At 46.2% G+C, this 12,958-nt stretch carries 15 protein-coding genes; 13 read left to right on the top strand and 2 right to left on the bottom strand.

The features are described from left to right. Nucleotides 1-67: 67 nt before the first annotated feature. The 3 genes from CSH92_RS04105 to CSH92_RS04095 are packed head-to-tail and all read left to right on the top strand — an operon-like array spanning nt 68 to nt 1,624. Nucleotides 68-319 (top strand): FAD assembly factor SdhE, encoded by a 252-nt coding sequence (locus CSH92_RS04105; RefSeq protein WP_100656361.1) that lies wholly within the window; start codon nt 68-70, stop codon nt 317-319. Nucleotides 320-368: 49 nt separating this feature from the next. Then, on the top strand, nt 369-728 hold the full coding sequence (locus CSH92_RS04100; protein WP_124916914.1) for a hypothetical protein: 360 nt from the start codon (nt 369-371) through the stop codon (nt 726-728). 8 nt (nt 729-736) lie between these two features. Further along, nucleotides 737-1,624, top strand: a complete 888-nt coding sequence (locus tag CSH92_RS04095; protein WP_100656359.1) for a MaoC family dehydratase — start codon at nt 737-739, stop codon at nt 1,622-1,624. Between the two features lie 50 nt (nt 1,625-1,674). Here the strand turns inward: CSH92_RS04095 and nadB are convergent, their stop codons facing one another. After that, the gene (nadB, locus tag CSH92_RS04090) at nt 1,675-3,360 is read right to left on the bottom strand and encodes an L-aspartate oxidase (protein WP_100656358.1); all 1,686 of its coding nucleotides are present in this window, start codon (nt 3,358-3,360) and stop codon (nt 1,675-1,677) included. Nucleotides 3,361-3,736: 376 nt separating this feature from the next. Between nadB and rpoE the strand changes: the two genes are divergently transcribed. The 10 genes from rpoE to CSH92_RS04040 all read left to right on the top strand — a co-directional run bounded on the left by rpoE (nt 3,737) and on the right by CSH92_RS04040 (nt 12,313). Beyond that, a complete protein-coding gene (rpoE, locus tag CSH92_RS04085) occupies nt 3,737-4,315 on the top strand; it encodes an RNA polymerase sigma factor RpoE (RefSeq protein WP_100656710.1) in 579 nt (192 codons plus the stop codon). A 53-nt stretch (nt 4,316-4,368) separates the two neighbouring features. After that, a complete protein-coding gene (locus CSH92_RS04080) occupies nt 4,369-4,968 on the top strand; it encodes a sigma-E factor negative regulatory protein (protein WP_100656357.1) in 600 nt (199 codons plus the stop codon). Nucleotides 4,969-4,984: 16 nt separating this feature from the next. Beyond that, complete coding sequence (locus CSH92_RS04075) at nt 4,985-5,986, top strand: MucB/RseB C-terminal domain-containing protein (RefSeq protein ID WP_100656356.1); 1,002 nt, start codon at nt 4,985-4,987, stop codon at nt 5,984-5,986. 4 nt (nt 5,987-5,990) lie between these two features. Next, the gene (locus tag CSH92_RS04070; protein ID WP_164084651.1) at nt 5,991-6,473 is read left to right on the top strand and encodes a SoxR reducing system RseC family protein; all 483 of its coding nucleotides are present in this window, start codon (nt 5,991-5,993) and stop codon (nt 6,471-6,473) included. 85 nt (nt 6,474-6,558) lie between these two features. Next, on the top strand, nt 6,559-8,355 hold the full coding sequence (gene lepA / locus CSH92_RS04065; protein WP_100656354.1) for a translation elongation factor 4: 1,797 nt from the start codon (nt 6,559-6,561) through the stop codon (nt 8,353-8,355). Further along, a complete protein-coding gene (gene lepB / locus CSH92_RS04060; protein ID WP_100656353.1) occupies nt 8,355-9,263 on the top strand; it encodes a signal peptidase I in 909 nt (302 codons plus the stop codon). The genes lepA and lepB overlap by 1 nt, the downstream gene beginning before the upstream one ends. 44 nt (nt 9,264-9,307) lie before the next feature. Beyond that, a complete protein-coding gene (rnc, locus tag CSH92_RS04055; protein WP_100656709.1) occupies nt 9,308-9,994 on the top strand; it encodes a ribonuclease III in 687 nt (228 codons plus the stop codon). Then, nucleotides 9,991-10,893, top strand: a complete 903-nt coding sequence (gene era / locus CSH92_RS04050) for a GTPase Era (protein WP_100656352.1) — start codon at nt 9,991-9,993, stop codon at nt 10,891-10,893. The genes rnc and era overlap by 4 nt, the downstream gene beginning before the upstream one ends. Nucleotides 10,894-10,907: 14 nt before the next feature. Next, on the top strand, nt 10,908-11,549 hold the full coding sequence (gene pdxH, locus CSH92_RS04045; RefSeq protein WP_100656351.1) for a pyridoxamine 5'-phosphate oxidase: 642 nt from the start codon (nt 10,908-10,910) through the stop codon (nt 11,547-11,549). After that, the gene (locus CSH92_RS04040) at nt 11,522-12,313 is read left to right on the top strand and encodes a TatD family hydrolase (protein WP_100656350.1); all 792 of its coding nucleotides are present in this window, start codon (nt 11,522-11,524) and stop codon (nt 12,311-12,313) included. The genes pdxH and CSH92_RS04040 overlap by 28 nt, the downstream gene beginning before the upstream one ends. On the opposite strand, the gene CSH92_RS04035 is transcribed toward CSH92_RS04040, so the two are convergent. Further along, a complete protein-coding gene (locus CSH92_RS04035) occupies nt 12,296-12,946 on the bottom strand; it encodes an AhpA/YtjB family protein (RefSeq protein WP_164084650.1) in 651 nt (216 codons plus the stop codon). The genes CSH92_RS04040 and CSH92_RS04035 overlap by 18 nt on opposite strands. Nucleotides 12,947-12,958 lie beyond the last annotated feature (12 nt).

Below are 12,958 nucleotides of genomic sequence, written 5' to 3'. Positions count from 1 at the left end.
AAGAGAGCAGTCAACAAGGGCTGTTAAGCATGCTATAGTCAGCGCAAAATCAAAAACGAGCGGATTTATGTTTTCTGAAAAAAGGTATGCGCGACTTAAATGGGCATGTCGCCGCGGCATGTTGGAATTAGATGTATTGCTTATGCCCTTTGTTGAGACTGGTTTTCACGAATTAAACGCAGACCAACAAGAAGAGTTTGAGCGTTTATTGACGTCTGATGATCCTGATTTATTTGCATGGTTTATGGGCCATCAAAAATGTGAAGATGCGGGACTTGCCGCAATGGTTCAACACATATTATCGCGTGTTAAAGTGTAGCGTTACTTACCTCACCGGCTTTGCTCCTGCAGTAGCATTCGCGCTCGCTGTGATTGCTTTATCTTTACCGTTTTATGCTGCTGCTTCTGTGGTTAACAATGGGGTTGTTACACTTATCTACGGGCTTGCTACCTTGGGTTTGACTAAGCGACTTATGCACAGAGAAGTACTTCAGTTGGATATCGATGATAGCGGTGAAGTGCACGTCAGTGATTCTAACCAACGCTGGCAAATAACCGCCGACTCACGTTTGACTTTGTGGGTTATGTGGGTTGCATTGCGAGCAACTTCAAAAAAGCAGAGTAGTCAACGCAAAATGTTGGTATTAAATTGTGCTAAGTTAAGTGAAAAGAATAAGCGATCGCTTGGTGCATGGGTATTAAAGCAACATATTGAGTTTCGCGGATAAGCTCAATAATGCGATTTATTTTATCAGCACTATTAAAACGCTCGGACCAACAGCGAATACATGCTTTATTAAACAATTCTGAAGACTTAAAGCAAAGCTTCCCATCATACTCCGCACGTTACTCGGCGCTCAGTGATAGCCCATGGCTTGAACAATTCAATGCCATGCATAGTTGGCAAGCAAGAGACTTGCATCCAGCGTTACTCCAAGTTAAAAGTCTACCACTGCAATTGCGGTGTATTCTGGATAAGTCTTCTCCATTTCCAGCGTTAGGATTGGTGCATGTAGGCAATCAGATCACTAGCCGAGCGCCTTTGATGGCTGGCGAATACACATTGCACGCGCAAATCATTGCGATTATTCGGCATCGCAAAGGGCTCATCATGCGCATTGCTACAACAGCTGAGCTCGATGGCCAATGCGTCTACGAGGCGCGCAGTGATTACTTGTACCGTATTCGAGACAAAGATAAATCGTCAGCTTTGCGAGAGGTTCATGAATCAACGATACCTCCCTTGCAAGAGCTAGAACATTACCATTACTCTACCTCCGCGGGGCGGCTGTATGCGAAGATCAGCGGCGATTATAATCCAATCCATTTATGGCCGCTAAGCGCCAAATTATTCGGCTTTCAGCGACCAATCGTACATGGTATGCACAGCCTGTCGTTGTGCCTATCAACGCTGCGTGCGCAGGGCCTCATTACCAGAACATTCACCGTTGACAATCAATTCATTCAACCGGCGGTATTGCCAAGTAACGCCGTGTTGTGCGTTAACGACATTGATACCAACTCAACAGATACGCGAGAATTTCAGTTGCTACAACAGCACGAAGGTCAGCCGGATTTGCACAGCAAACCTATATTGCGTGGGACCGTGATAGGTTCAGTCTGAATTAGTAACGCAGGGCAAATCTAGGGAGTAGACTCGTCCAGCTCTGACCATTAGCTAGCGTCGGTATAGGTTTGCAATGTCCCGCTGGTGAGCGGTTGTTTTTGCTTGGGTATCAGAATGGTTGGCTTGGCGTGTGCTGCCTGTTCTGGGTAGTCAATATTGTAATGCAACCCACGGCTTTCCTTACGCTCTATTGCGCAGCGCACAATCAACTCTGCAACCATCACCAAGTTACGTAATTCAAGCAAGTTATTGCTAATACGGAAGTTGGCGTAATACTCGTCAATTTCCTGCTCCAATAAATGAATACGGCGGAGCGCTCTTTCAAGGCGCTTATCGGTGCGAACAATGCCAACATAATCCCACATAAAAAGGCGCAGCTCATGCCAATTGTGCTGAATGATTACCTCTTCGTCAGAGTTAGTCACCCGGCTTTCGTCCCAAGCAGCAATCTCAGGTGCTGGCATTTGCAGGGTTAATTTTTGTTTGATGTCAGCCGCTGCGGCATGTGCAAAAACAATACATTCTAGAAGTGAATTGCTGGCCATGCGATTTGCACCATGCAGTCCTGTATATGCCACTTCACCTATCGCGTATAAGTTGTCGAGATCCGTTTTTGCATGCAAATCAGTAACCACGCCACCGCAACTGTAGTGGGCTGCTGGTACAACCGGAATGGGTTGGCGTGTAATGTCGATACCCAGTGAGCGACACTTACGATAAATATTTGGGAAATGTTTGACGATAAAGTCAGCCGGTTTGTGACTGATATCTAAATACATGCAGTCCGCGCCCAAACGTTTCATTTCAAAGTCGATGGCGCGCGCAACGATGTCACGTGGTGCTAAATCAGCACGCGGATCAAATTTATGCATAAAACGGGTTCCATCGGCATGACACAAAAAGGCCCCTTCACCACGTAATGCTTCGGTGATCAAAAAATTTCCGGCTTCTGGATGATACAAACAAGTAGGATGAAACTGATTAAATTCCATATTCGCTACCCGACACCCTGCGCGCCAGGCCAGCGCAATACCATCGCCACTCGATACGTCCGGGTTCGACGTATATTGATAAACTTTGCTGGCACCGCCAGATGCCAACGCTGCAAAACGGCAGCGGATCACTTCAACATGCTCATTGTTTCGTGACCACACATAGGCACCCAAGCATTGCTTTGGATTTTCTCGGTTTATGATCAGGTCAATCGCGTTATAACGTTCAAATATGTGAATGTTAGGGTGTTGATTTGCAGCTTCATTTAAGGTCAGCTGAACCGCCTGTCCGGTCGCATCAGCGGCATGCAATATGCGTCGATGGCTATGCCCGCCTTCACGGGTCAGGTGATAACGGGTTTCACCATCAGCGCCGGTTTCGGTGTCAAAGGGCATGCCAAAATTAATCAACCACTCCATGGCGGCTTTGCCCCGCTCGGCGGTGAAACGTACAACCGTTTCATCACAAAGCCCTGCTCCAGCGTCAAGGGTATCGCGCACATGTGCATCTATACTATCGTCAGCATCAAACACAGCGGCGATTCCACCTTGTGCGTAACGTGTCGCACCTTCATTGCGGTCACTCTTACTCAGTACAATGACTTGACAATGTTCTGCTAGCGAGAGCGCCAAGCTCAGGCCAGCAGCGCCACTACCAATAATTAATACATCGCACTGATGTTGTATCTTGCTCTCAACATTCCCGTGAGTTCGTTGCGCAGAGGTCTTTTTTTCAGGCATATCTAGCCCTTAGCCTTGATAATCAATAGTTTTGGTCATACGTTTGAGCATATACAAAAGGTCAAATTCGGACATATTGCAAGATTGTCACAGAGTATACATGCTAACAGGGTGACAGTAGTTAAAATTTTGCACTACCTTTGGCTAAATAAATTGATGAATTGCCCTATAGTTTTAAGACGAATATTAACCGGCGTTATCACGCACAAAAGCGCTACTAAAGCAAAGGCGCAGGGGCTAGTATCGGTTGTTAAACACCGCTTTGTTCAGTTTGGATTAAGTTTTTTTAAATATTATCGAACTTTTATGATCCGCCAAAGTCTATTTAACTGCTTGCATGAGCCGTGCAGTATTGTAGTAAGGAGAAATGGCTCAAATGAGTGAGCAAATAACAGATCAACAGTTGGTAGAGAAAGTACAGCGTGGTGATAAAAACGCGTACAACCTCTTAGTTGTAAGGTACCAACATAAAGTCATGCATTTGGTGAGTCGTTACGTAAAGAACACCGGTGACGTGGCTGACGTGACGCAGGAAGCTTTTATTAAAGCATACCGAGCGTTGCCAAGTTTTAGGGGAGATAGTGCCTTTTATACATGGCTCTATCGGATCGCAGTAAATACTGCGAAGAATTATTTAGTCTCACAAGGTCGTAAGCCTCCGGGCAGTGATATAGATGCGCAAGAAGCAGATTATTATGACGGCGGTGAGGCATTACATGATAATAGCACGCCGGAACGGGCGTTATTGTCAAACGAGATTGAAACCACCCTGCATCGGGTAGTGGAACGATTGCCTGAAGACCTGCGCATGGCGATTACCTTGCGTGAGCTAGAGGGATTAAGTTATGAAGAAATTGCAGAAGTAATGGATTGTCCAGTAGGGACCGTTCGTTCACGCATTTTCCGAGCGCGTGAAGCGATAGATAAAGTGATCCAACCATTAATGCAGAATTGATGATTGTATCGACAGGCGTTAATATACAGACGTGAGTCAAGAAAGAGAGTTTTATGACCCAACAGCAAGAAAATTTGTCCGCTTTAATCGATGGTGAGTTGATTGATAAATCGGGTGACTTGATTGATTCGATTAGTCGGGATACAGAATTACAGGCGAAATGGCAGCGTTATCATGCTATTGGCGATGCGCTACGAGGTGAAATGCGTCACCCCTCGCTTGATTTGTCCGCTCAGATTGCCGAGGCGATTGCGCAAGAGCCTACTGTTCTGGCTCCGCGCAGACGTTCTTGGTCTGATATTCCGGTCATTGGTGGAGTTGTTCCATTAGTTCGCCAATCGGGGCAATTCTTAGTTGCAGCGTCGGTAGCAGCCGTTGCTATCCTTGGCGTGCAAAATTACAACGCACCTGTAGAAGAGCAACCTTTTATGACTGCACCGCCGATCGCTGGAGCGCAAGGGGGTCTTGCACCAGTGAGTCTTGAGCAAACGCGAACTGTGCAACGCAATGATATGCAAGCGTTGTTGGAGCAACGTCGTCAACTCAATGCGCTCATCGCAGACCATCAAAGGCAAATGCAGCTGAAGCAAGCGCAATTGCAAAAGCAAGCCGAACAAGAAGCAGAAAGCACAGACAATTCGGTACAGCCGTAAGGATAATTTGCGCAAAATGCTTTTCACCAACTTTACTAAAGCCGCTGCGAGGCTCGTACTTGTAGCGGCTTTTTCAGTTTCTAGCGCTGTCTTCGCTCAGGCATTGGATACCGACACTGTCGGCAATACCAAACAGACAGGTGCTGAGTGGTTACTGCGCATGTCTGAAGCAGTAGCGAGAACAAACTATCAGATTTCTTTGGTGGTCAATTTGCCGGGTCAGGACACTGTGCCCTACTTGTGGCGTCACGGTGTTTTTGCTGATGGCATCAGCATGGAACAATTAAGTATCCTCAATGGGCCAGGCAAGGAATTTATTCGCGTCAATCGGGTAATCAGTGTCTTCGAACCCGATGAGGCGCCGTATAGCTTGTCGGGCCAGATTATCGATGGCCCGTTCCCGAATCAATTGTTAACCGCACCTTTGGCTCTGCAAAAAGGCTATGACTTTATTGCTGTCGGTAGAGGGCGTGTTTCTGGTCGAGCAGCGCAGCAGATCCGAATCGTCAGCCGAGACAATTCCCGTTTCGCGTATCAGCTGTGGATCGATGAGAGCAGTGGTATGCCCTTGAAAATGAATATGCTGGAAGATAATGGGCAATTGCTTAAACAGATCCAAGTGACCCAAATGCAAATCAATGAGATGCCGGATGAGTTTTTTGCCCGCATTAATCATGAGGCGTTGCCAGATGTCACTGCAGTTCCCGCACGATATCACCAACACAATTGGCAGTTTGCTTACATGCCATTGGGGATGGTTGAAGTGAAACGGAATACCCATCGTTTACAGGTGACCGGGCAAGTTGTGGAATATGCGATGTTGAGTGATGGTTTAGTTGATGTTTCGATTTACGTAATGCCAGCCAACGCTACACCGCTGCAAAATCACGTTTATCGCCATGAATCAGAAACAGTATTAACGCGCACTGATGGACAATTGCAAGTCTCTGTCATTGGCGAGATCCCGCCGCAGACGGCAAACAAGATCGCCATGTCAATTGTGCCGCGAGTCGAGTAAACCCATGGTTGAAGAAATTGCCAATGTTGTTGCTGTGGAAGATGATTGGATAACGGTAGAAACCGAAATCAAATCCACTTGTAATGCTTGTCATGCAAATAACGACTGTGGTACTGGGGTGGTAGCAAAGGCGCTTACGCCTAAGCGTGAAACCTTGTACTTTCAAACTGATTTACCCGTTCAGGTTGGCAGCCGCGTGCGGATCGGCATTGCTGAAGAAGCATTATTGACAGCATCATTTTATTTGTATGTTGCGCCACTGATAATTTTTATTGGCGCCGCCGTGCTATTTGACTGGCTTTTTACACGTTTGGGATTAAGCCACGAATTGTGGGTATTTACTGCCAGTGCAATGACAGCAATGGCTGGGTTTGTTCTACTTTCAACCGTCTTGAAACGTCGAGAGCAATCACAATATCGGCCGCAGTTATTGGGGGTCGTATTAGCAGAACCGCAAAATCGTCCAGCTGAGTTCAACGCACCCTAGCTTTCTCAGCCAGTAACGAGTAAAATCGCACGGTTTTGGGGTCTCTCAATATCCTTTTCAATTTTATCAGGTAGTTTCCATCGCAATGCAGCACAAGCATATCCGTAATTTTAGTATCATCGCCCACATCGACCATGGTAAATCCACCTTATCTGATCGTTTAATTCAAACCTGTGGCGGTCTTAGCGAACGCGAAATGGCAGCGCAAGTTTTAGACTCAATGGATCTAGAACGCGAACGTGGGATTACCATTAAAGCGCAAAGTGTTACGTTGAATTACAAAGCCAACGATGGCGAAACTTACCAGTTGAATTTTATCGATACGCCGGGGCATGTGGATTTCACTTATGAAGTTTCACGTTCGTTAGCCGCGTGTGAGGGGGCGCTTTTAGTCGTTGATGCTGGTCAGGGGGTGGAAGCGCAAACACTCGCGAATTGCTACACCGCAATTGATATGGATATGGAAGTAGTACCAATTCTCAACAAGATAGATTTGCCTCAAGCAGAGCCTGAACGCGTGGCCGAAGAAATTGAAGACATTGTTGGTATCGACGCCATTGATGCGGTTCGTTGTTCGGCAAAAACTGGCGTTGGTATCGCTGAAGTTTTAGAAGAAATTGTGAAGAAGATTCCTCCTCCAGAGGGCGATCTTGACGCACCACTAAAGGCCTTGATTGTTGACTCATGGTTCGATAATTATCAAGGTGTTGTCTCTCTAGTTAGAATCGTTGAAGGTTCATTGTCTAAAAAAGACAAAATTCAAATCATGTCGAATGGTCAGGTGCACCAAGTAGACAAAATTGGTGTGTTCACACCTAAAGCGTTAGAGACTGAAGAGTTAAAAGCCGGTGAAGTAGGATTTGTGATTGCCGGTATCAAGGAAATCCATGGCGCGCCAGTAGGTGATACCATTACTTTGGCCCGCAAGCCGGCAGAGAAGCCTTTGCCAGGGTTTAAGAAAGTTAAACCTCAAGTATATGCTGGCTTATTCCCGGTGAGCTCAGATGATTATGAGGACTTCCGTGATGCGTTGGCAAAACTGAGTCTAAATGATGCTTCATTGTTTTATGAACCAGAAAGTTCTGCCGCATTAGGTTTTGGTTTTCGCATCGGGTTTCTCGGCATGTTGCACATGGAGATTATCCAAGAGCGGCTTGAGCGGGAATACGATCTGGATTTAATTACTACCGCTCCAACCGTGGTTTATGAGGTTGTAACTACCAAAGGCGAGACGGTACAAGTCGACAATCCATCTAAATTACCCGCAGTTAATGACATCGAAGAGATCCGTGAGCCAATCGTCGAGGCAAACATATTGGTGCCACAGGACTATTTAGGGAATGTGATTACTTTGTGTGTTGAGAAACGCGGCTCACAAACCAATATGACCTACCATGGAAAGCAGGTTGCTCTAACTTATGAGTTACCGATGGCTGAAGTAGTCTTAGATTTCTTTGACCGCTTAAAATCGACCAGTCGAGGCTTTGCGTCATTAGACTATAACTTTAAGCGCTTTAGTGCCGCAGACATGGTTCGCTTAGACATTCTTATTAACGGTGAACGGGTAGATGCACTTGCGGTTATTACTCACCGTGACAATGCTCAGCACCGCGGTAGGGAATTGGTCGATAAACTCCGTGAGCTTATCCCAAGACAGATGTTTGACATTGCAATCCAAGCGGCAATTGGCAATCATGTTATTGCTCGCAGCACAGTGAAGCAATTACGTAAAAATGTTATTGCAAAGTGTTACGGCGGTGACGTTAGCCGTAAGAAAAAGCTTTTGCAAAAGCAGAAAGAAGGTAAAAAGCGAATGAAGCAGGTGGGTAATGTTGAATTGCCGCAAGACGCTTTCCTAGCAGTATTAAAAGTGGGTAAATAATGGCAAATTATTTTTCGTTGATCCTGGTTGTGGTTACCGCACTATCGGGACTGATTTGGTTACTCGATGCATTGTTTTTTGCCAAGAAACGTCAAATGCAGGTAGCGTCTGGAAACGTATCGGTCACTGAGTCAGGTGTCATCGAAGATGCTGCAAAAGATCCTTATGTAGTCGATACTGCAAAACAGATTTTCCCGGTTATTGCCTTTGTTTTGGTGCTGCGCTCGTTCATTTATGAACCCTTTCAAATTCCATCAGGCTCGATGATGCCGACGCTATTGGTGGGAGATTTTATTTTGGTTGAAAAATTCGCCTATGGGTTAAAAGATCCGGTTGCGCGACACAAATTCCTCGAGACTGGAAAGCCAGAGCGCGGTGATGTGGTTGTATTCAAGTACCCTGAAGACACGCGTATTGACTACATCAAGCGAGTGGTAGGTATGCCTGGTGATACAATTGAGTATCGCAACAAGCAAATTTTTATCACCCCAGCATGCAGTGCTGGCGAAACCTGTGCAGAAAAGTATGCAGTACCACTAACATATATTAGTAATGATGAATTCGTTCAAGATATGACGCGTTTGGAGCGGTATCAGGAAGAACTCGGTGAAGTTACACACGATATTTTGCGCAATCCAGCTCGTATGATCCATCCGTCACGCTTTTATCAGCAACCTGGAACGCGCATGAACCAATGGATTGTGCCTGCTGATTCCTATTTTGTGCTTGGTGATAACCGCGAGAACAGCACTGACAGCCGTTTCTGGGGGTTCGTCCATGATGATCATCTTGTCGGAAAAGCAGTCGCAATTTGGATCAGTTTTGAATTTGAACGTTCACAAGATAGCTTGTTACCGCAATGGGTCCCGACTGGCGTGCGTTTTAGTCGCGTGGGTGGGATTAACTAGTTACCTTGTTGGTGCAAACACATCGAGGCAAATGAGTGACTGATATTCAGGCGTCAGCCAGACATATTAATAAACATCTAGGCTATCAGTTCACTGATCTCCGCTTATTACAGCAAGCACTTACTCATCGCAGTGCGGATAAACACCATAACGAGCGTCTAGAATTTTTAGGTGATGCAATCTTAGGCATGGTGGTGGCGCGCGCATTATTTGATCATTACCCTGATGTGCCGGAAGGGAAGCTCACCCGCATGCGTGCAAGCCTGGTTAAAGGCGAGACATTGGCTCAAATTGCCAAAGATTGTGAATTAGGTGACTGGTTACGTTTGGGGCCCGGCGAGTTGAAAAGTGGTGGACACAGGCGTAGCTCGATTTTAGCTGATGCAGTAGAAGCCATTCTGGGTGCTATTTATTTAGATTCTGACGTTCAGCAGTGCCAGACCGTGATTTTAAGCTTATTGGATGAGCGGATTAAACAGCTTGATCCCAATGCCCACCCCAAAGATCCAAAAACGCAACTGCAAGAATTCTTGCAATCGAGACAATTACCCTTGCCTGACTATACGGTGACTAATATTCAAGGTAAGGATCACGCGCAAACGTTTTTTGTAGATTGTAATGTCACACATCGGGCCCTGACTACACAAGGAATTGGAGCCAGTCGCCGCAAAGCAGAACAACACGCAGCACAATTAATGCTGAAGCAAGTACAGGAAAACACAGCGTCATGACAGAATCGCAAACTCGGTGTGGCATGGTCGCCATCGTAGGGCGTCCAAACGTTGGAAAGTCAACGCTCCTTAATCAGTTACTTGAGCAGAAGGTCAGTATTACCTCTCGTAAACCGCAAACCACCAGACATCGTATATTGGGCATTGATACGCGCGAAAATTGCCAGACTATATACGTCGATACACCAGGGCTTCACAGTGAAGAAAAGCGAGCGATCAATCGGGTCATGAATCGTGCTGCATCAAGCTCGTTGGGGGAAGTCAATTTAGTCCTCTTCGTGGTAGAAGGCACACGCTGGAACGACGATGATGAGATGGTACTAAACAAAATTCGCAACTCGCGGTTACCTTGTTGGTTGGTGGTAAATAAAATTGACAAAATCAATGAAGAAAGCGAGCTGATTGCGCAACTGCAGCGGCTCAATGAGAAGTTTGATTTTGCTGAATTGATCCCGGTTTGTAGTAAAACCGGTAAAAATGTCGACAAATTACGGCAACTGGTTATGGCGGCACAACCTGAGAGTGAGTATTACTTTCCGGAGGATTACATTACTGATCGTTCGAGTCGATTTATGGCCGCTGAGATTATTCGCGAAAAATTAATGCGCTTTACCGGTGACGAATTGCCCTATTCGGTGACGGTTGAAATTGAACAATTTCTGCAAACTGACACTGGCATGCTCAGGATAGGCGGTTTGATTCTGGTTGAACGAGAATCGCAAAAGCGGATGGTGATTGGTAAAGGTGGCTCTCATTTGAAGAAGATTGGCGCTGAGGCACGAAAGGACATGGAAGCTTTATTTGATAGTAAAGTGTTTTTAGAGTTGTGGGTAAAAGTGAAAAGTGGCTGGGCAGACGATGAGCGTGCATTGCGCTCCCTCGGCTATACTGACAACTAAGCAAGAGGTTTTGCATGAATGATTTAGCCGATATTCGGCGCAATTATACCAAAGGGCGGTTGAGTGAAGATCAATTGGATGCTGACCCGATAAAGCTATTTGAACGTTGGTTGCAAGAGGTAGTAGATAGTCAAATTCCCGATCCAACTGCAATGACAGTAGCAACTGTTGCTGCTAACGGGCAACCTTCACAGCGTATTGTATTGTTGAAGGACGTTACCTCTGATGGGTTTGTTTTTTTCACCAATTTGGGCAGTCGCAAAGCGCAAGAGTTAAAGCACAATCCCAAAATTTCATTGCACTTTCCTTGGTACTTACTGGAGCGGCAAGTACGCGTGTGCGGTGAAGCCAAATTACTGTCGCGCACGGCAGTCGCCAAGTATTTTCTATCGCGCCCAAAAGAAAGCCAAGTTGCGGCATGGGCGTCAAAGCAAAGCCAACCCATTTCTACTCGAGAGTTATTGATGACGCAGTTTTCACAATTGAAGCAAAAATTTGCCAATGGTGAAGTTCCAGTGCCTGATTTCTGGGGGGGGTATGTGGTTAAACCCGAATTGATAGAGTTCTGGCAAGGTGGTGAGCACCGCATGCACGATCGCTTTGAATACACTCTACAAGCTGATGCTACATGGCAAATCCAACGCCTAATGCCCTAGTCGATAGTCACTGTCATTTAGACTTTGCGGTATTTGACGCTGACCGCGAAGCCATAATTCAGCACGCAATTGATGCTGGCGTCGAGCGTTTTTTGGTACCCGGTACAGAAGCGCGCCGTTGGCCCGCATTGCTCGCATTTGGCCAACATCCAAAGATAGACATTGCGCTTGGGTTGCATCCTTATTTTTTAACCCAAGCATCGATGCCCGAGTTGCGCAATGCTCTAGATTCTCTGCGCATGTTGCTTGCTGACCACCAAGATTCTGTCAGTGCAATTGGGGAATGCGGATTGGATGCAGTTATTGACTGCTCTATGGCTACGCAAATAGAGATTTTTGATGCGCAAATTCAATTGGCAAACGAGATTAACAAACCACTCATTATTCATGCGCGTAAAACACATCATCTCATTGCAGAGCGCTTATCAGCAAATCGATTTGCACAACGCGGCATTATTCATGGGTTCTCGGGTAGTATCGAGTTAGCAACAAGTTATCTTGAGCGCGGATTCTTACTTGGTATTGGTGGCACCATTACCTATCCGCGCGGAAACAAAACACGCGAAACTATTAAAGCATTAGGGTTATCAGCGATAGTGCTGGAAACTGATTCGCCGGATATGCCTTTGCATGGTTGTCAGGGGGAGCGAAATACACCGTCACAGACCGCAAGAATTGCGGAATGCGTCGCCGAAATCCTCAGTGTATCCGTCGGCGAGGTGTGCCAACGCACAACTCAAAATTACTTAACGTTGTTTGCCTAGTCGCTGCTTAGCGCGAAGTTGACGGTGAAAGCGAAAGCGTAATTTGTAAAATGCACGGGTAATATACAACGCGACAAGGGCGGCCATGACCATAAACACAATGCGTTGTTGGTTTAATTGCTTTTGGTAGGTGGTGTGATGAGCCATGACTTGTTGTGCATCGAGCTGGATCTGCAGGTAACCAATGACTTGCAATTGTTGTTCGGGTTCATCATTGACGGCCTCAGCAAATCCCATATCTGCAGGACGGCTAATGTCAGCAACAAATGTCAGTGGGGCTTTTTGACGGTTGGTAAAATCTTCAAAAAAACCGCCAGAGACGCCTTCTTGAGCCATTACTCGGCCGCGGAAATCGTAGACTACAGCACTTACAACATGCGGGTCAGTCACTAATTGGTGCAGCGCCAACTGCAATTGTGCATCATTGTCACTGGCAACATGATTGGCAAGGTCAAGCGCTTTTTGCTGACTGAGGCTACGCCCTAACTGTTCTGCCTGAACTTGGTAAAATTGTGTTGTTTGATTTTTGTTGACCCACCATAAATTGGCTCCGACTGCGATCCCAATTAAGATCAAAATCAGATTCGCGATACGCTTATACACGGTGTAAGTACTATGCGTTGCTATTGCCACGGCATTGAGCCC

This window comes from Neoalteromonas flava (assembly GCF_002807685.1).
In the GTDB taxonomy this organism is placed as follows: domain Bacteria; phylum Pseudomonadota; class Gammaproteobacteria; order Enterobacterales; family Alteromonadaceae; genus Alteromonas_E; species Alteromonas_E flava.
This window is presented reverse-complemented; position numbering and strand designations above follow the sequence as displayed.